Origin of the sequence: Streptomyces sp. NPDC050509 (assembly GCF_044457965.1) — a bacterium.
GTDB lineage: Bacteria > Actinomycetota > Actinomycetes > Streptomycetales > Streptomycetaceae > Streptomyces.
Map to the genome: position 1 here is coordinate 361465 of NZ_JBITHL010000001.1, position 18378 is coordinate 379842.

Annotated in this window: 16 protein-coding genes and 1 pseudogene; 13 read left to right on the plus strand and 4 right to left on the minus strand. The window is 71.6% G+C overall.

All coding sequences use genetic code 11. The features are described from left to right. Window positions 1-52: 52 nt before the first annotated feature. The 7 genes from ACIBJC_RS01310 (at window position 53) to truD (ending at window position 7544) form a co-directional block, all read left to right on the plus strand. A complete protein-coding gene (locus ACIBJC_RS01310; protein WP_399286069.1) occupies window positions 53-823 on the plus strand; it encodes a tyrosine-protein phosphatase in 771 nt (256 codons plus the stop codon). Between the two features lie 303 nt (window positions 824-1126). Then, window positions 1127-1921, plus strand: coding sequence for an SDR family NAD(P)-dependent oxidoreductase (locus tag ACIBJC_RS01315; RefSeq protein ID WP_399286071.1), 795 nt, complete (start codon window positions 1127-1129; stop codon window positions 1919-1921). A gap of 16 nt (window positions 1922-1937) precedes the next feature. Next, on the plus strand, window positions 1938-2564 hold the full coding sequence (locus ACIBJC_RS01320; protein WP_399286073.1) for a 2OG-Fe(II) oxygenase: 627 nt from the start codon (window positions 1938-1940) through the stop codon (window positions 2562-2564). Further along, window positions 2549-4036, plus strand: a complete 1488-nt coding sequence (locus ACIBJC_RS01325; protein ID WP_399286075.1) for a hypothetical protein — start codon at window positions 2549-2551, stop codon at window positions 4034-4036. Before ACIBJC_RS01320 ends, ACIBJC_RS01325 begins: the two co-directional genes overlap by 16 nt. Further along, complete coding sequence (locus ACIBJC_RS01330; protein WP_399286077.1) at window positions 4029-4775, plus strand: 2OG-Fe(II) oxygenase; 747 nt, start codon at window positions 4029-4031, stop codon at window positions 4773-4775. The genes ACIBJC_RS01325 and ACIBJC_RS01330 overlap by 8 nt, the downstream gene beginning before the upstream one ends. Window positions 4776-4926: 151 nt before the next feature. After that, the gene (locus tag ACIBJC_RS01335; protein ID WP_399286079.1) at window positions 4927-6501 is read left to right on the plus strand and encodes an MFS transporter; all 1575 of its coding nucleotides are present in this window, start codon (window positions 4927-4929) and stop codon (window positions 6499-6501) included. 2 nt (window positions 6502-6503) lie between these two features. Beyond that, window positions 6504-7544, plus strand: a complete 1041-nt coding sequence (gene truD, locus ACIBJC_RS01340; protein ID WP_399286081.1) for a tRNA pseudouridine(13) synthase TruD — start codon at window positions 6504-6506, stop codon at window positions 7542-7544. A gap of 11 nt (window positions 7545-7555) precedes the next feature. On the opposite strand, the gene ACIBJC_RS01345 is transcribed toward truD, so the two are convergent. Both ACIBJC_RS01345 and ACIBJC_RS01350 read right to left on the minus strand, forming a co-directional pair. After that, window positions 7556-8176: a GrpB family protein gene (locus ACIBJC_RS01345; protein ID WP_399286083.1), complete on the minus strand. Its 621-nt coding sequence runs from the start codon at window positions 8174-8176 to the stop codon at window positions 7556-7558. 73 nt (window positions 8177-8249) lie between these two features. After that, window positions 8250-8705, minus strand: coding sequence for a MarR family winged helix-turn-helix transcriptional regulator (locus ACIBJC_RS01350; RefSeq protein WP_399286085.1), 456 nt, complete (start codon window positions 8703-8705; stop codon window positions 8250-8252). Between the two features lie 191 nt (window positions 8706-8896). Between ACIBJC_RS01350 and ACIBJC_RS01355 the strand changes: the two genes are divergently transcribed. Both ACIBJC_RS01355 and ACIBJC_RS01360 read left to right on the plus strand, forming a co-directional pair. Beyond that, window positions 8897-10354 (plus strand): MFS transporter, encoded by a 1458-nt coding sequence (locus ACIBJC_RS01355; RefSeq protein ID WP_399286087.1) that lies wholly within the window; start codon window positions 8897-8899, stop codon window positions 10352-10354. Window positions 10355-10427: 73 nt separating this feature from the next. After that, entirely contained in the window at window positions 10428-12269 is a 1842-nt protein-coding gene (locus ACIBJC_RS01360) for a flavin-containing monooxygenase (RefSeq protein WP_399286089.1), read from the plus strand. 156 nt (window positions 12270-12425) lie between these two features. Here the strand turns inward: ACIBJC_RS01360 and ACIBJC_RS01365 are convergent, their stop codons facing one another. Together ACIBJC_RS01365 and ACIBJC_RS01370 are read right to left on the minus strand one after the other, a co-directional pair. Beyond that, on the minus strand, window positions 12426-12635 hold the full coding sequence (locus ACIBJC_RS01365; RefSeq protein WP_399286091.1) for a tannase/feruloyl esterase family alpha/beta hydrolase: 210 nt from the start codon (window positions 12633-12635) through the stop codon (window positions 12426-12428). Window positions 12636-12737: 102 nt separating this feature from the next. Further along, on the minus strand, window positions 12738-12965 hold the full coding sequence (locus ACIBJC_RS01370; protein ID WP_399286093.1) for a hypothetical protein: 228 nt from the start codon (window positions 12963-12965) through the stop codon (window positions 12738-12740). A gap of 104 nt (window positions 12966-13069) precedes the next feature. On the opposite strand from ACIBJC_RS01370, the pseudogene ACIBJC_RS01375 reads away from it, so the two are divergent. The 4 genes and pseudogenes from ACIBJC_RS01375 to ACIBJC_RS01390 all read left to right on the plus strand — a co-directional run. After that, window positions 13070-13666: pseudogene (locus ACIBJC_RS01375) on the plus strand (carbohydrate ABC transporter permease); the annotation flags it as partial. Window positions 13667-13761: 95 nt separating this feature from the next. Then, window positions 13762-16215, plus strand: coding sequence for a glycoside hydrolase family 2 TIM barrel-domain containing protein (locus ACIBJC_RS01380; protein ID WP_399286095.1), 2454 nt, complete (start codon window positions 13762-13764; stop codon window positions 16213-16215). Window positions 16216-16257: 42 nt separating this feature from the next. Continuing rightward, window positions 16258-16887 carry a TetR/AcrR family transcriptional regulator gene (locus ACIBJC_RS01385; protein WP_399286097.1) on the plus strand — a complete coding sequence of 210 codons (630 nt, stop codon included), beginning with the start codon at window positions 16258-16260 and terminating at the stop codon, window positions 16885-16887. 170 nt (window positions 16888-17057) lie between these two features. After that, window positions 17058-18332 (plus strand): cation:proton antiporter, encoded by a 1275-nt coding sequence (locus ACIBJC_RS01390; RefSeq protein WP_399286099.1) that lies wholly within the window; start codon window positions 17058-17060, stop codon window positions 18330-18332. Window positions 18333-18378: the final 46 nt, after the last annotated feature.

The following is an 18378-nucleotide window of genomic DNA, read 5'->3' on the forward strand; positions in this document are numbered from 1 at the left end:
ACAGCCCCCGCACTCCGCTTCCCCCGGCCCCGCTCTACGCGCCGTTCCCCTGGTGAGTACGCCCCCGCCGTCAGCCCCGTACCCGCCCCGGCCCCTGTCCGACGCGGTCAACCTCCGCGTGGTGGCGCCTCCGGGTGTGGTGCCCGGCCGTATCTGGCGCGCGGGCGCGGGGGCGGTCATGGACGCGGGCGCCGCCGCCGAACTGACGGACCGTCATGGCCTGCGAACCGTGATCGACCTCCGGTCGCAGGACGAGACGGACCGCTCCGGCGGCCCGGACGAACTCCTCGATCGCGGGGTGCGCTGGGCCCGTGGCCCGCTCACCGGATATCCGCGTGACCTCGTGCACGTCCCCCGGCCGACGCCCGACCACTACGTCCGCTACTACCACGCCATCCTCATGGAGAGCACCAGCGGCAGCGTCCCCACGCTGTTCGCCGCTCTGGCCGACGCCGCCGACGAGCCGTTCCTGGTCTGCTGTCATCTCGGCAAGGACCGTACGGCGGTGGTGGTCGCCGCCCTCCTCGCCCTGGCCGGTGTGCCCGACGAGCTGATCGCCGCGGATTACGCGGCCAGTGGCGCGGCGCTCTTTCCGCTGGTCGACCGCTACGCGCACAAGTGGCAGGCGCACGGCTGGACGCGCCAGGACTACCTGGTCCACCTCGGCACACCGGCCGTGGTGATGCGCACCTGGCTCGCCGAGCTGCGGCGGCAGCACCGCAGTGTGCGGGCCGCGCTGATCACGGCGGGGGCCCGCCCCGCCGACCTCACCGCCCTCACGGCGGCGCTCACCTCCCGGGCACACCCCGGCGACCGGCACTGACCGCCCCACCACGCGGGCACACCGCACGTCTTTTCCCCACCGCTCAGCAGCGCGCCGCCCCGGCGGTTCCTCTGCCCGGCGGTGGAGGCGAGGAGAAGGTCAGCCGTGGGACACCCAGAAAGCCGCTCACCGGAACTCCCGGCCGGCCCCTGCCACGGCGGCCGGCTCCTTGCCTCCTCCCCCGGGGCGGAGAAACCCTCCGGCCCCCGCCCGTACCTGCCCGAACTCCCGGCGACAGGAGCCCACATGAACCCATCGTCTCCCCCGGCACAGCCACTCCCCGGCCCCTTCCGAGGTGCCGCGGTGATCGGCGGCACCCACGGTCTGGGCCGCGCCCTCGCCCTCGGCGCGCGGGACCGCGGGCTGCGGACCGTGGTGTACGGACGCTCCGCCACGCCTCTGCCCGACGCCGACGACCTCCTCTCCGGCTCCGAGGGCCTGCTCCCCGACGCCGACGGTCTTCTGCCGCGCTCCCTGGACCTGTGCGATCCGCAGAGCGTACGGACCGCCTCCGTCGATGTGCCGGGCCCCTGTTACGTGCTCTGGGTCGCCGGAGCGTTCCTGAAGAAGGCCCTGGTGGAGACCACCGAGGACGAGGTGGAGCAGTTGACCCGGCTGCTGTTCTCCGGCCCGGTGCTCTTCCTGCGCCGGCTGCTGGCCGAGGCCGAGGGCCCCGTCCACCTGATCACGATCGCGTCCTCGTCCTCCTGGAAACGGCGTGAGCGGGAGTCGCTGTACTGCGGGCTGAAGGCGGCGCAGGCCACCTTCGTACGCAACCTGGTGCCCGAACTGCTCGCCGCGCACCCGGAGAACCGGATCACCCTGGTCAACCCCGGCGGGCTGGCCGTACCCGACTTCCACACCGGTCTCGCCCTGGACTTCGGCGCCATGATGGACCCCGGCGAGGTGGCGGAGATCATCTGGAACATCGCGGCGACCCAGCGGCGGGCATTCACCGAGGTGCAGATCCTGCGCAGCCGCGAGCCCGGTTCCGAGGGCACCCCCGAGGTGTCCTACGGGGCGCGCGTGCCGCAGACCCCCGAGGAGCCCGCCGCGGCCGGGGGTACGGCGGCTCCCCTGCCCATCCAGCACCACTGACGGAGAGGACGAGCTCTTGCTGGACCTGAACGCGCCGGTGGAACGGCACGACGAACCGTACCGATGGGCCGTGGCCCAGTCCGTGATCCCGGCGCCGGCCGCCCGGAGCCTGCGGGAGCAGATGCCCGCGCCGCAGGCACTGCATCCGGCCGAGCGCACCGGCAACGGCGACAAGACGTACCGGATGGCGGTCCTCCCGCTGATCCGCCACGGCGAACCCGAGCCCGGCATGGCGAAGATGGGCGAGACCTGGCACGGGCTCGTCGAACACCTCCGGGCGGACGCCTACCGCGCCTGGGTGGCCAGGACCATCGGGATCGACGTCAGCGACACCACACTGGACATCGGTCTCTTCGTCTTCCAGGGCGGGGACCGCATCTCCGCGCACACCGACAAGCCGGGCAAGCGCGCCACCCATGTCATCTACCTCAACGACGACTGGGCGGACGACCACGGCGGGCAGTTCGAGGTCAGGACCGGCCCCGATCTGTCCGTCAGCCCGTACGCCACCGTGGTGCCGGGCGGCGGACGCTCGGTGCTCTTCGCCCGCTCGGACCACTCCTGGCACGCGGTCGCCCCGGTGGCCGCCCATGCCCCGCAGTTCCGGCTGACCTGCCAGGTGGAGATGTGGAACCTCGGCTGACCCCCTCGCTGCTCACCGGCGACCCCACCACGGGCGCCGCCCCTCCCCCGTCGCACCCGGCAGGACACGAGCCGTACTGGGACATCGAGTCCGGGTCACCGCTCGCCGACGAGGTGCGGATGTCCGGCTTCAAGCACCTCATGGTGGGCTGCATGGCCGCGGCCTGCCTGTCCGAGGAACCCTGGGACCTGCACAACGCACCGGAGTTGACGGACCGTCAGGCACTGGCGGGCATGCTGGGGTCGCTCGGCGCGCGCGTCGGCGTCGACGGCGCCGCGGAGCGGGTACGGATCGACGCGGCCCCGCTGACCGGCCACCGCGTACCGGCCGACTGGTCGGCCCAGGTGCACGGCGGCGCGTATCTGCTGCCCGTCCTGCTGGCCCGGCACGGGCAGGTGGAGTCCGGGGCGCACGGCGGCTGCCGGATCGGCGGCGGGCACCGGGGCGGCCGGCCGGTGGAACACATCGCCCGCGTACTGGAGCGCTTCGGGGCAACCTGTGCCACGGACGACGGCGGGCTGACCGCGACGGCCCCGCGGGGCCTGCGCGGCGCGGTGATCGACCTGGCCGAGTTCTCCACCCCCGACCCGCACAGCGGACTGCCCACCGGCCCCCACTACTCGGGCGCCACGAAGACCGCGCTGCTGGCCGCGGCGTCCGCCCGGGGCACCACGGTGCTGCGGCACCCCTATCCCAAACCCGACGCCCAGGAACTCGCCCGCGTCCTGGCGCTGGCCGGGGTGGCGGTGGATGTGACCCCGGACGCCATCGAGATCCAGGGCGCGGACGGGCCCATCGGCGCTGCCTCCGTCACCCTGCCGTCCGATCTCCTGGAGGTCGTCACCTTCGTCACGGCGAGCGTGCTGCTCGACCAGGAGCTGACCCTGCGGCTGACACGCCCGGACGTGGTACGGGAGGGACTCGCCCCGGAGTTGCGCCATCTGCGGCGGATCGGGGTCCCGCTCCGCTGGGACGGCGACATGCTGCACATCCGGCCGGCCGTGGGTCCCCTGACGGCTGATCGGGTCGTCGCCGCGTCCCATCTCGTCTACAGCGACGCCCAGCCCCTGTTCGCCCTGCTCCTGCTGTCCGCCTCGGCGCCTGCGACTCTGGTGGAGACCGTCTGGTCGGGGAGGTTCGGCTATGTCGACGGCCTGCGCTCGATGGGCGCCCGGCTGGCCGTGGACGGGCAGGAACTGCGGATCCACCCCGGCCCGTTGCGCCCGGCGCCCGGACCGCTGCGGGGGACCGATCTGCGCGCCGCCGCCGCGCTGCTGCTCGCGGCGCTGGCCGTCGGCACCCCGCACCGGCTGTACGGCGTGGAGCATCTGGCCCGGGGCTACGCGCGGCTCCCCGCCAAGCTCCGCGCCCTCGGCGGGCGGATCACCCCCGGTACGTCCAGGGCCCCGGACGTCCCCGGCACCGCGGACCCCGCGGATACCCAGGACAAGGAGGCGCTCCACGATGTCTGACGGCCCCGACAGCTCCCGCGCGGTGCTCGACCTGCCCGCGCTGCGGCGGGCGGAACTGACCGAGCGCCCCTACCGCTGGGCGGAACTGCCCGGCACGCTGCGCGGCGCACCGGGCGAGACCGCGCGCAAGCTGGAGGAGGAGTTCCCGACGCAGGGCTTCCGGCTGACCGAGCGGACCGGCGCGGACTCGGAGAAGACCTACCGGACCCGCAACCTGCCGCTGATCGAGCAGGGGCGTCCCGTCGCCGACAGCCTCCCCTCGCTGTCCCCCCTGTGGCGGCGGCTCGTCGGCGAACTGGCCTCGCCCGACTACCGCGCCGCGGTGGCCGAGGCGACCGGCCGCCCGCTCGACCGCTGCGTGATCGAGGCGCGCGCGGTCCGCTACGGGCCCGGCTACTGGATCGCGCCACACACCGACCGGGCCGACAAGGTGGTCACCCAGCTCTGGTACTTCAACTCCGAGTGGCCGGCCCGGTGGCAGGGCACCCTGCGCATCCTCGGCTCGCCCGCGGCGGACGACGTACGGGCCGAGATCGCGCCCCGGCAGGGCTCCTCGGTGCTGCTGGTCCGGTCGGCCGATTCCTGGCACTCCGTCACCCCCGTCTCCCCGGCCGCCTCCCAGGACCGGCGCACCCTCCTGGTGCACTTCGTCGATCCCACGGCCGGCACCGCCGTCGGCGATCCCCTGCCCGGGGCGCGGGTCGGGGACGTAGGACCGCACGGCACGGACGTACAGTGAGCCGGCGCGGACGTGGGACGACCCGACCCGGACGGACCGCATCCCGGACCGCCCGACCAGGGAGGTTCCGGGTCATCACTCATCTGACACACCGACATGTTCCGGCTCACGGGCGAACGGGCGGCCCCGCGACCGATCGGGGCCCCCTTCGTTGACCCATCTCCACCACACCGCCCTCAAGGCCCCGGCCGGTGGCGCGGCGTCGGTCCGCCACGGCCGCCGAGTGCTCTCCGTGACCTCGCTGACCGCACTGCTCACCGGACTCAACACCAGCGGGCTCGACGTGGCCCTGCCTGGGATCGTCCGGCACTTCGACGCCTCGGCCGCGCAGGCCAGTTGGATGATTCTCGGCTATCTGCTGGCCGGCACCGTCCTGCTGCTGGTCTGGGGCCGTCTCGCGGACCTGTTCGGGCGCTGCCGGCTCTATGTCGGGGGTGTCGCCGTGTTCACCCTGGCCAGCGTCGGCTGCGCCCTCGCCCCGGACGCCTGGTGGCTGGTCCTCGGCCGGATCCTCCAGGGTGTGGGGGCGTCGGCCGTCATCGCCAACACCACCGCGCTGCTCGCGGACGCCTTCCCTCCCGAGCGGCTGCCGCGGGCCCTCGGCATCAACGCCACGCTCATCTCCGCCACCCAGGCCGCCGGCCCCCTGCTGGGCGGGGTGCTGACGAAACTCCAGGGCTGGTCCGGGATCTTCTGGACCAGCGGAGCGGCCGGGCTGGTCGCCTGCTGCTGGGCGGTCCATGTCCTGCGCCCGGACCGCGGTTCGGGCTCCTCCGAGAAGTTCGACGTGGCGGGCGCCCTGCTGTCGGTCCTGTTCCTGGGAGGCGGGGCGCTGGCGCTGACCGAGAGCGGCTCACGGGGGTGGACGTCCGGACCCGTCCTGCTGAGCGCGGCCGTGTCGGTCTCCGCGCTCCTCGTCTTCCCGCTGGTCCAGCGGCGGCAGCGGCATCCCCTGGTGGACCCGTGGCTCTTCCGTGACCGGCGCCGCGCGATGGCGCTGCTGGCCGCCTTCCTGACGGCGATGTCGTACTTCTCCGTCGTCCTGGTGATGTCCCTGTACCTCCAGACGGTCGAGCGTCTCGACGCCCTGTCCGCCGGTTTCCAGGTCATGCTCATGGCCGTCGGAGCCATGCTCGCCTCCCCGGTTGCGGGGCATCTGGCCACCCGCCGTCCGGCGCGGCTGCTGTCCAGCGTGGGCACGGCGACATCCGCGCTGGGGATCGCGCTGCTGGTCCTGGCGCTGTCGCTCGGCCCGCCCGCGCCGACCGGCCTCGTCGGGCCGGGGCTGTTCCTGACCGGGGTCGGCGCCGGCCTGTTCGGAGTGCCGAACACCGGCGAACTGATGTCGCTGGTACCGGCGCACCGGCGGGGCATCGCGAACGGCGTACGGTCCATGCTCCAGAACGCCGGTTATCTGATCAGTTCGGTCCTGGCCCTGGCCCTGGTGGCCGGTCACGTACCGTCCGGCGGGCCGGCGGGCGGCGACGTCCGGTCGTCGGTTCTCGCGGCGCCGGGCGGCCCGGACACTCTCGTCGGGCAGCACCGTACGGCGCTGCTGGTTCTGCTCTGCCTGTGTCTGGCGGCCACCGCGTCCTCGCTGCTGCGCGGCGGCACGCAGCGGCCCGTACCGCCACCGGACCACACCACCGCACCATCCGCCCCGCACCTCCCCGCGCCGCCCCGGGAAGTTCCGGGAAGTTCCGGCAGGACGAAAGGAACGGAGTGACCGTGGAGTACCCCATCCTCAAGGCTCACGACACCGACTTCGTGGTCCAGGAAAGCATGGTCCTGCCCGTCCAGGACGAGCAGGACGCCCCGTTCCAGTATCTGCGGCTGCGCAAGCGCGGGTACACCACGTTCGAGGCGGTCGAGCGGATCGCCGCGGTCTGCGGCGTCCCCGCCTCCGACCTGTCGACGGCGGGGCTGAAGGACGAGGACGCCGTCACCGAGCAGCATCTCGCGTGCCGGGGCGGACTCTCCCCGGACGGCATAGCCGAGTTCAACACCCGCCATGGCTCGGGCGAGCGCACCATGCGTCTCAGTCTCCACGGTTACGGTCACCAGGGGCTGCGCGCCGGGCATCTGGAGGGCAACGGCTTCCGGATCATCGTGCGCGGGCTGAGCGCCGGGTTCGTGCGGACCGTCGAGGCGCTCGGCGAGCGCGCCGGCGACCTGTTCTTCGTCAACTACTACGACACCCAGCGCTTCGGGGTGGCGGGCGGCCCCCGGACGACCCATCAGATCGGCCGTGCCCTTCTGGAGGGGGACCACGGGACCGCGCTCGGTCTCGTCCGGGAGTCGAAGTCCCCGGAGGCGGAGCGCGCCCTGCTCTTCACCGGTCCCGCCTCCGCTTTCTTCGACCGGATCGACCCCCGGGTGCGGGCCTTCTACCTGTGCGCGCACGCCTCGTACGTCTGGAACGCCCAACTGGCGGCGCTCCTACGGAAGGTCGGCCGCCATCCGCTCGACGAGACCGTCCGCGACGGCATCCCCTACACCTTCGCCACCCATCGGGACGATGTGCTGGCCCTGCTCCAGGAGGCTACGGCGCTGCCCTACGAGCGCCATCGCTGGGACGGCGGGGAGATGCGCCGCACCCAGGGCCTGCGTCCGACGGTCGTACAGACCCGGGTACGGGTGGACCGTACGGGCGAGGACACCGACACACCGGGCCGGCACGCCTGCGAGCTCACCCTCTTCCTGCCCTCCGGCTGCTACGCCACCAACGCGGTGGCGCAGTGGGTGGCCTGGGCCGGGTCGGTGCGCTGAGTCCCCGGGGTTCAGGCCCGGTGGGAGGCGGGCCTGACCGTCATCGTGGCGGACGGCTGCCAGCCCGTGGCGCGTGCCCAGGGTTCGGCGACGGCGACGACGAGATCGACGACGGGATCCTTGACATCGGCGTAGGTGGCGAGGTCCGGGACGGCACCCGCGAGCACCTGCTTGAAGCGCGCGTAGGCCGGAACGGCCTCGGGGTGGGCCCGCAGCCAGTCACGGAAGAGGAGGGCCAGCCGTTCGTTGGGCGAACCGGCCGCCCGGACATGGAGGTTGACGTCGGATTCCGGGTGACCGCGCCGGATCCACAGCCGCTTCGTCCAGTGCGCCGGGTCGTCGTCGCTGCCGGCCGGGACATGGTCCTGACGGTACGGCGCGAGGTCGAAGCCGTGGTCGGCCAGCGGTCCGGCGAACGCGTCCTGCGCCTCCTGGAGGTCGCGGACGCTGATCTGGATGTCGAACACGGGCTTGGCCGCCATGCCGGGCACCGCGGTACTGCCGATGTGTTCGACGTGCAGCGCGAGCGGTGCGAGCAGTTCGTACAGTCCGTCGGTGAGCGCCGTACCCCGGCTGGTCCAGACGGGGTCCGCGTCGGCCACGACGAGGTCGGGAGAGAGGTCCTTCGGCATCCGGCGATTCTAGTGCCGCGGGCGCGGTCCCCCTGTCCCACGGCCGGGTCTACGGCCGGTCGCGCGGCCGGGTCTACGGGCGGGGCCAGGGCCGGCCGGCGAGGCGTTCGATGTCGGTGTTGAAGCGTTTCAGGTAGGCGGCGAAGGCGGCGATGTCCTCCTCCGGCCAGTCGGCCATGACCTGGGTCAGGGAGCTGACGATGCCTTCCCGCTCCTCGTCGAGTACACGCGCGCCTTCCGGCGTGATGCGGAACTTGCGGGCCATGCCGCCGTCGGGGTCCGGGATGCGCTCCACGAATCCGGCCCGGACGGTCGCGGCCGTCTGCCGGTTCAGGGTGGAGGCGTCGAGCCCGAAGGCGTCGCTGAGTTCACCGATCGACATCGGTCCCTGCATGCGGATACGGCTGAGCAGGATGTAGGCACTGCGGTCCAGTACGGCGCCTTGGCGTCGACCGCCTCTCTGGTTCAGGAACGTGTGGCGGCTGAGCAGCATCTGCTCGTACTCGATCTCCTGCGTGGCCCCGACCATGCGTATGTCGCCTCCTGCCTTTCTCGCCGGGTCATTGTCGCACCGCCCGTGGACGGCCGTGCTCCACCGCCCCACACAGAATGCATCATACATATGATGTGCTCGATGCACATCATATGTATGATGCAGATGCTTGTTTCCGGTCGCACCGTCAGTTGCGCAGTCCGTTGCACAGTCATAGGAGTCCCCTGATGGACGCCCCACAGCCCGCCTCCCGCTCGGGCGGCGTGGTCGCCACGCTGGCGCTCGCCGGCACCACGGCGGCGATCATGCAGACGCTGGTCACACCGCTCATCGCGGAGCTGCCGCGGATCCTGCACACCACACCGTCGAACGCCACCTGGGTGATCACCACCACCCTCCTCGTGGCCGCCGTCTGCGTTCCGGTCGTCGGCCGCCTGGGCGACCTGCTCGGCAAGCGCCGCATGCTCCTCGCGTGCACGGTGCCGCTGGTCGCGGGCTCGGTGGTGTGCGCCCTCTCCTCCTCCGTCGTCCCGATGATCATCGGGCGTGGTCTGCAGGGCATGGGCATGGGCATGGTGCCGCTGGGGATCGCCCTGCTGCGCGACGTCGTTCCGACGGAGAAGCTCAGCTCGTCGATCGCCCTGGTGAGCGCCTCCATGGGGATCGGCGGCGGTCTCGGCCTGCCGATCGCCGCGGCGGTCGCCCAGTACGCGAACTGGCGGGTGCTCTTCTGGGGCGCCGCCGTTCTGGCCACGGTGATCGGCGTACTGATCTGGTTCCTGATCCCGAGTGTGCCCGCCGCCGCCAAGGGTCAGCGTTTTGACGCGCCCGGCGCGCTCGGCCTCGGCGCCGGCCTCGTCTGTCTGCTGCTCGCGATCTCCAAGGGCGCCGACTGGGGCTGGGGTTCGGGGACCACGCTCGGCCTGTTCACCGCCGCTGTCGTCCTCCTGGTCACCTGGGGCTGGTGGGAGGTGCGTACGACCGACCCGCTGGTCGACCTGCGCACCACGGCCCGTCCGCGGGTGCTGCTCACCAACATCGCCTCGGTCTTCGTCGGCTGCGCGATGTACGCCAGCATGCTGGTGATGCCGCAACTGCTGCAGTTCCCCGAGGCCACCGGCTACGGCCTGGGGCAGTCGATCCTCGCGTCCGGCCTGTGGATGGCGCCCGGCGGTCTGGTGATGATGGTCGTCTCCCCGCTCGGCGGCAAGCTGACCAACGCCTGCGGCCCGAAGGTCACCCTGCTCAGCGGGGTCCTGGTCATCGCGGCGGGCTACGGACTCTCCCTCCTGCTCATGGGGTCGGCGTGGGGGATCATGGCGGCCATCATGGTGATCAACAGCGGTGTGGGCCTCGCGTACGGCTCGATGCCGGCGCTCATCATGAGCTCCGTACCGCTCGCGGAGACCGCCGCCGCGAACAGCTTCAACACCCTCATGCGCTCGCTCGGCACCTCGATCGGCGCCGCCGTGATCGGCCTGGTCCTCTCCCAGATGACGACCGGCGTGGGCGGCCACACCATCACCTCCGAGGGCGGCTTCCGCACGGCCCTGCTAATCGGCTGCGGCGTCGCCCTGGTCTCCGCCGCGATCGCGGCCGTCATCCCGGCCGTACGCGACATCACCGGCGACGCGGACAAGACCCCTTCGGCCCCCGGGCCGAGGAAGACCGCCGTCGAAGCGTGAACGGCTCCGCCGTACCGGTCCGGTGCGGCGGATCATCCCCTGAGTTCTTCCGATCCGAGAGGAAGCGCCTCGTATGTCCACCCCCCACATCCCGTCCGGCTCCTCGTCCGGCCCCGTCTCTCAGGACCAGCGGGACGCGGGCTTCGACCCGGATGCCCTGCGCGCCCGCTACCGCGCCGAGCGCGAACGCAGGATCCGCCCCGAGGGCAGCGGCCAGTACCAGTCCGTCGACGGTGAGTTCGGCTACTACGCGGACGACCCCTACACGGATCGAACGGTCGATCGCGAACCGCTGAACGACCGGGTCGAGGCGCTGGTCATCGGGGGAGGCTTCGGCGGTCTGCTCGCCGGAGCGCGCCTGCGCGAGGCCGGTGTGGAGTCGATCCGGGTGATCGAGAAGGCCGGGGACTTCGGCGGTACGTGGTACTGGAACCGGTATCCGGGCATCCACTGCGACATCGAGTCGTACATCTATCTGCCGCTGCTGGAGGAGGTCGGTTACCTCCCGAAGTGGAAGTACGCCCCCGGAGAGGAGATCCGGCAGCACGCGCGGGCTATCGGGCGCCACTTCGACCTCTACCGCGACGCGTGTTTCCAGACCCAGGTGACCGAACTGCGCTGGGACGAGGCCGCGTCGGAGTGGATCGTCAGCACGGACCGCGGGGACCGCGTACGGGCCCGCCATGTGGTGATATCCAGCGGAACACTCAGTCAGGCGAAGCTCCCCGGCATCCCCGGGATCGAGAACTTCAAGGGGCACACGTTCCACACGAGCCGCTGGGACTGCGCCTACACCGGCGGCGACGCGGACGGGAACCTGCACAAGCTCGCCGACAAGCGTGTGGCGGTCATCGGCACCGGCGCCACCGCGATCCAGTGTGTGTCTCACCTCGGGGCCGACGCCCAGCACCTCTACGTGTTCCAGCGCACGCCGTCCTCCGTCGACGTGCGGAACAACCACCCGACGGAGCCGGGGCTGGCCGAGTCGCTGACTCCCGGATGGCAGCGGCGCCGCAGGGACAACTTCCTCATGCTCGTCACCGGGGGCCGGGCGGACGAGGACCTGGTGTCCGACGGCTGGACCAGCAGCGCCCGGTTGCAGCAGAAGCTCATCCCCAGCAGTGCCTACGACGATGTGCCGGCGCAGGAGCGTGAACGCCTCTACGAGATCGCCGACTTCCAGAAGATGAACGAGATCCGCGACCGGGTGGACTCCGTGGTGGAGGACTCGGCGACGGCCGAGAAGCTCAAGCCCTGGTACCGCTACATGTGCAAGCGGCCCACGTTCAGCGACACGTACCTCCAGACGTTCAACCGGCCCAACGTGACCCTCGTCGACACGGCCGACAGCCACGGCGTCGAGCGGATCACGGAGAACTCCGTCGTCGTCGGCGGAGTCGAGTACGAGGTCGACTGCGTCATCTTCGCGACCGGTTTCGAGGTCGGCGTCTCGGGGGCCCTGTCCGGAAAGCTCCCGGTGTACGGGCGGGACGGCGTCGCGCTGACCGAGTCCTGGCGGACCGGTCCCAAGACGCTCCACGGCTTCTACAGCCACGGCTTCCCGAACTTCTACCAGCTCGGCCCGCTCCAGAACGCCAGCGCCGTCAACTATGTGCACATCCTCGACGAACAGGCGGTCCATGTGGCCGAGGTCGTCGCGGAGGCCCGCAGGCGCGACGCCCGCTACGTCGAGCCGACCGAGCGGGCCGAGGCGGACTGGGTGGCCACGATCCGCGAGAACGCGCCCGACCTGTACGCGTTCCAGGCCGAGTGCACCCCCGGCTACTACAACAACGAGGGCAGGCCCAGCCCGCGACGCGAGTCGTACGGCGAAGGGCCCATCGCCTTCCACACGCTGCTCAAGCGCTGGCGCGAGGAGGGCGGCATGAGCGATGTCGTCGTCGGCGCCGAATGACGGGCGGCACGAAGGAGACGGGAAGTACGGAGGCGGCGCCGGTCCGGCGGTGGGACCACCGCCCGGCGTGAGCCGTCGTACCGGACCCGCGCCGCTCTTTTGGCCCGTACGGATGTGTCGGGCGGCCCTCCCCCTGGCGGGCCGCCCGACACGGTGTCACGCGGTGGAGCAGCGGAAGTTGGCGGCGGCGTCGGTGCTTCCGTGTCCGGTGTGGCGCGCGACGGCCGGCCAGCGGCACAGCGGACGGGGCGTGTCGCCGTTCCGCGCGAGGAGGGTGTCGGGGGCCTGACCCCGCTCGACCCATTTCACGAGGGCTGCCATCGGGTCGGCCGGGGAGGCGCCCGGACCACCGGTGCAGTGCTGCACGCCGGGTGCCATGAAGAGCCGGGCGAAGGGCTCGGTCCGGTGTCACCGCCTCGTGGTAGGCCTTCCCGAGGTCGGCGACGGTGGCGTGGCGGGTGCTGATCCCTATCGCCAGCGGTACTCCCCGATCGGCCAGGGTCTGCCGGGCGATCTCACCGGCTCCGTCGGCAGCTCTCCGGCGACGTCGCGGAGGGCCCGTACGATCACGATCTCGTCCTGCCGCAGAACGGTGAGCACCCGGGCCGGTTCGCCGACGGCTCGCCCCAGGAGTGCGGCGGCGGAGCGGAGGCCGTACTCGTCGGAGAGCGGGGCCACGGGGACCGCGGTGACCACGGCGCACGGTGTGCCGGGGCTGAGACCGGCCCGCGTCGCCGCGCTGAGACGTGGGCCGGGTGCGGGCTCGCGGCCCGCCAGCAGGTCTTCGAGCAGGTCCCGGCGTACCCGCCGGATACGGTCTGGCGCTCACCCGGTTCATCGGCCGGCGGCTGCTGCTGACCACCACCCTGCTGGTGATGCTGATGCCCTCGGCCGCGCTGGTCCTGCCGTTGTACCTGGGGGTCAACGCCGTCCATCTGGACGGCACGATCCGGTCGGTCATCCTGCCCTTCTCGTTCTTCCCGTTCGGGGTCTACCTCACGTACATCTACTTCTCCTCCAACCTTCCGGCGGACCTGCCGGCCGCCGCGCGCGTGGACGGCTGCTCGGAGTGGCAGGTCTTCCGGCTCATCGCCCTGCCGCCGGCCAAGCCGGTCGTCGCGCTGGTCGGTTTCTTCAGCTTCGTCGCCAACTGGAACAACTTCTTCCTGCCGTTCGTGATGCTGCCCGACAGCTCCCAGTACCCGGCGCAGGTGGGGCTGAGCAATCTGCTCTCCTCGTCGTCGGTCTTCAACCCCTCCGCGGGGGTCGGCAACCAGATCATGCGGCCGGAACCGGCCCTCGCCGCGCTGATCACCGTCGTGCCCGTCCTCGTCGTCTTCCTCTTCTCCCGGCGCGCGCTGGTCTCCGGCATGCTCGCCGGCGCGACGAAGGAGTGAACGGTCACCTGGTCGCCAAATTCTTTGGGTGATAGATTTTACGGTCCGGCCACCCGGAAGACCCACGCCAGGCCCGACACCTCATGGGAGCCCACATGATCGGCACGTCCTTCAACGACGGCTGGCAGACCCGCCCCAAGGTCAACCCCTTCGCCGAACTGTCGGGCCCGTCGGCTCCCTTCCGTCCGGTGACGTTGCCGCACGACGCGCTGATCGGTCAGCGCCGGACCGCTCCCGACGGCCAGGTCACCATGGAGGGCGGCGCCGGGGCCTACTTCCCCGGCGGGGTCTTCGAGTACCGCAAGGTCTTCCCCGTTCCCGAGGAGTACCGGGGCAAGCGGATCTTCATCGAGTTCGAGGGCGTGTACCGCGACGCGACCGTGTTCATCAACGGGACGTACGCGGGGCAACGCCCCTTCGGCTACTCGCACTTCCACATCGACGCGGACCGCTTCCTGCGTTTCGGCCAGGACAACGAGATCCGCGTCGAGGCCCGGAGCCATCGGGACTCCCGCTGGTACACGGGGGCGGGCATCTACCGGGACACCTGGCTGTTCGTGGGAGACGTCGTCCGGATCCAGCCCGACGGTCCGAGGATCAGCACTCCGGACGTCGACCGGGAGCGGGCCGTGGTCGAGGTGGTCACGGCGGTGGAGAACGACTCGATCGAGATCCGGACGGTCGAGGTCGTCACGGAGATACGGAACGCCTCCGGGGCCGTCGTCGCCACGGATGCGGCCAGGCTGACGGTGCTGCCCGGGGAGCCCGCGTCCGCCCGGCAACGTCTCTATGTGCGCGAAGCCTCGCTGTGGGGCCCGGATGCGCCGACTCTGTACACCTGCGACGTGACGTTGAAGGAAGAGAACGGCGAAGTGGACCGGGCGTCCGCCGCCTTCGGGATACGTACGCTCCAACTCGACCCGGAGCACGGCCTGCGCCTCAACGGGCGGACGGTAAAGCTGCGCGGCGCCTGCGTCCACCACGACAACGGGGTGCTCGGCGCCGCGACCTTCGCCCGCGCGGAGGAACGGCGCGTGGAGATCCTGAAGGCGGCGGGGTTCAACGCGATCCGTATGTCGCACCACCCGATGAGCAAGGCGATGCTCGACGCGTGCGACCGTCTCGGCATGCTGGTCGTGGACGAGGCGTTCGACGTGTGGACCTCGGGCAAGAGCGAGTTCGACTACAGCCTGAGCTTCCCCGAGTGGTGGGAGCGCGACATCGAGGCGATGGTCGCCAAGGACTTCAACCACCCCAGTGTGATCCTCTACTCGATCGGCAACGAGATCCCCGAGACCGGATCGCCCGCGGGGGCCGCGTGGGGACGCAGGCTCGCCGACACGGTCCGCTCCTTGGATCCCACCCGCTACGTCACCAACGCGGTCAACGGCCTGCTCGCCGTCATGTCCGAGCTGGGCGCCCTGGGACAGCAGGCCCCGGAGCAGGCGTCGGACGACGGCGCCGGCATCAACACCCTCATGTCCGACGTGGGGGACGCGATGAACGCCATCAGCGCCTCCGAGCTGGTCACCGAGCGTACGGCCGAGTCCTTCGCCGTCCTCGACGTCGCCGGAATGAACTACGCGGAGGCCCGCTACGCCCTGGACCGCGGCCTGTTCCCGAACCGGATCATCCTCGGCACCGAGACGTTCCCCACCCGCATCGACGGCAACTGGCGGCTGGTCAAGCAACACGGCCATGTCATCGGGGACTTCACCTGGACCGGCTGGGACTATCTGGGCGAGGTCGGCATCGGCCGCCCCCAGTACCTCACCCCCGGCGGGCCGAAGCCCTCCCCCACCGCTCCGTACCCCTACCTCCTGGCGGGCTGCGGCGACATCGACATCACCGGCCACCGCCGGCCCGCCTCCTACTACCGCGAGATCGTCTTCGGGCTGCGGTCCGAGCCGTACATCGCGGTCCGCAGGCCCGAGCACCACGGCAGGACCTTCGCGGGATCGCCGTGGGCCTGGAGCGACAGCGTCTCCAGTTGGAGCTGGCCCGGCTTCGAGGGGGCACCGGTGGCCGTCGAGATCTACAGCGACGCCCACGAGGTCGAACTCCTCGTCAACGGGCGCTCGCTCGGGCGGCGCCGGGTCGGCGAGGAGCACCGCTTCCGTACCGAGTTCGAGACCGTTCACGAACCCGGCGAACTGCTTGCCGTCGCCTACCGGGACGGACACGAGGCCGGCCGCAGCAGCCTGCGCTCCGCCACCACCCCCGTACACCTGACCGCAGAAGCGGACCGCCGGGCTATCCGGGCGACGGGCGGCGACCTCGCCTACGTCACGCTGACCCTGACCGACGCGCACGGTACCCCGCACACCGGCGCCGACCGCCCGGTGAGTGTGGAGGTCTCCGGGGCCGGGGTCCTGCTGGGCTTCGGCAGCGCCGACCCCTCGACGGAGGAGCGGTTCGACGCCACCGAGCGGCGCACGTACGAGGGCCGCGCGCTGGCCGTCCTGCGCCCCACCGCGCGCGGCGAGATCCGCCTCACCGCGACCGCGCCGGGATGCGAGGCGGCGGAGGTCGTCGTCACCGCCGAGTAGCGGTGGATCAGCGCGAAATCACGGTGCCGTACGGTTCTGCGCGTGACCAACCAGCGAAAGCCACGAGGCCCGTACCGCAAGAGCGCGGAGCGCCGGGAACAGATCCTCCAGGCCGCCTACGAGGCCGTCGACGAGCACGGGGAACGCGCCTCGCTGCAGGAGATCGCGGACCGGGTGGGGGTGACGCAGCCGGCGCTGACGTACTACTTCCCCACGCGCGACGCGCTGCTTCTCGCGGTTCTGGAGCGACGGGACGTGCTGGGCAAGGAGCTCGCCAAGGCCTCCGGGGCGGGCACGCACACGATCGACGCGGTGGTGGCGACCACGCGCCACACCACCGAGCATCCGGGACTGGCCAAGCTGTACGTCACCCTCTCGGCCGCGGCCACCGATCCGGCGAGCCCCGCGCACCGCTACTTCGCCGAGCGCTACCGAGGTCTCGCGGCCGAGACCACGCGGGACGTCGAGGCACAGCAGCGGGCCGGGGCGGTCCGGGACGACGAACCGGCCGCTCACCTGGCCAGGATGCTGCTGGCGGTCCTGGACGGGCTGCAGATCCAGTGGATGCACGACCCGTCCGTGGACATCGCCGCGATCGCCGAGTCGTTCACGCGGGTGCTCACGGACGCCGCCGTCCCAGCGCGGGAGGCGACGTCCGACCGGCCGGTGTGACGCCGCGTCCACCGGATGCGCGCGGCGCTCGGCGCGGCCCGGCGCGTGAGGCGCGCGCGGATCCGTAATCTCGGACACCGGGGTTGTTTCCGGGCAGGGGTCCGCGAGGGCGGTTTCGCCCTTCGGAGCCGACCGGCCGGTGGGTGGGACGTCGGAACGGGAGCCGCTGAATGGACATCACCTTCTCCTTGATCCTGCTCCTGCTGTTCCTGTGGGGCCTGTGCTCACGGAAGGTGGCGCGTGTCGAACTCACCGCCCCCGCCGTGTTCGTGCTCGTCGGCTTCCTGATGCACCAGGGGTTCGGCAGTGTGGACCTCGTCCCCTCGCAGGGGACCATCAAGGCGCTGGTGGAGGTCACTCTGACCTGGGTGCTCTTCACCGATGCCGCACGGCTGTCCGTCCGGTCCCTGCGCCCGGACATCGGCCTGTACGGACGCCTTCTCCTGATCGGGCTGCCGTTGTGCGTCGGACTCGGCACGCTGGTCGCGCTCGGTCTCGTTCCGGGTGCGTCCGGCTGGGCCGCGCTCTATCTGGGAGCCGCGCTGGCTCCCACGGACGCGGCGCTCGGCGCTTCGATGATGGACAATCCGGTGGTTCCCGCACGGGTCCGCCGGACGATCAATGTGGAGAGCGGTCTCAACGACGGCATCGCCACCCCTTTCGTGGTTCTGGCGTTGGCGGGCCTGGTGGCCGCCGAGGCCGGTGCGGGCCATACGGGGCCCGGCGGCGCCCTTCTGGAACTGCTCATCGGCCTGGCGTACGGCGCCGCGGTGGGTCTGGTCGCCGGTTGGCTGTTGCGGTCGGCGCTGCGCGGGTCCTGGGCGGTGGAGGGTTTCGCCGGCCCGGCCGTGCTGGCTCTCGCCCTGTTGTGTTACACCTCGGCGATCGCGCTCGGCGGCAACGGATTCGTGGCGGCCTTCATCGGCGGCCTCGCCTTCGGGACGGCTTACGGGGAAGGCGCTCCGCAGTGGCAGCTCACGTTCACCGAGCAGTCGGCGTCGGTGCTCTCCCTCCTGGTCTGGCTGATGTTCGGGGCCGTCATGCTCCCGGAGGCGGTCCGGCATCTGACCTGGCAGGCGGTCTGCTACGCGGCCCTGAGTCTGACGGTGATCCGGATGGTGCCGGTGTTCCTGGCGCTGCTGGGCAGTGGCCTGGACCGCGGAACGGTGCTGTTCGTCGGCTGGTTCGGTCCGCGCGGGCTCGCGTCCATCATCTTCGGGCTGCTGGCCGTCGAGGAACTCGCGCCCGCCACCGCTCGTGTGGTGGTTCCGGTGGTGGTCTGCACCGTTCTGCTCAGCGTGGTGGCGCACGGTCTCTCCTCCGGACCGCTGGCCCGGCGGTACGGATCGCGGGCGGCGCCGGACGGCGCGGCCGGGAAGCGTCCTTCGGCCGGCGAACTGCCGGTCAGGGGGCTGCCGGGGAGAAGCCCCCGGACGGGAGCATGAGGCGCGGCGCCGCGGGCGTGAGGCGCGGCGGACGCGGGACGTCCGG

Coding starts and splice junctions, on each gene's coding strand:
- ACIBJC_RS01330 (WP_399286077.1), top strand. CDS start 4,029: ATGTCTGACGGCCCCGACAGCTCCCGCGCGGTGCTCGACCTGCCCGCG.
- ACIBJC_RS01345 (WP_399286083.1), bottom strand. CDS start 8,176: ATGCCGAAGGACCTCTCTCCCGACCTCGTCGTGGCCGACGCGGACCCC.
- ACIBJC_RS01350 (WP_399286085.1), bottom strand. CDS start 8,705: ATGGTCGGGGCCACGCAGGAGATCGAGTACGAGCAGATGCTGCTCAGC.
- ACIBJC_RS01355 (WP_399286087.1), top strand. CDS start 8,897: ATGGACGCCCCACAGCCCGCCTCCCGCTCGGGCGGCGTGGTCGCCACG.
- ACIBJC_RS01360 (WP_399286089.1), top strand. CDS start 10,428: ATGTCCACCCCCCACATCCCGTCCGGCTCCTCGTCCGGCCCCGTCTCT.
- ACIBJC_RS01380 (WP_399286095.1), top strand. CDS start 13,762: ATGATCGGCACGTCCTTCAACGACGGCTGGCAGACCCGCCCCAAGGTC.
- ACIBJC_RS01390 (WP_399286099.1), top strand. CDS start 17,058: ATGGACATCACCTTCTCCTTGATCCTGCTCCTGCTGTTCCTGTGGGGC.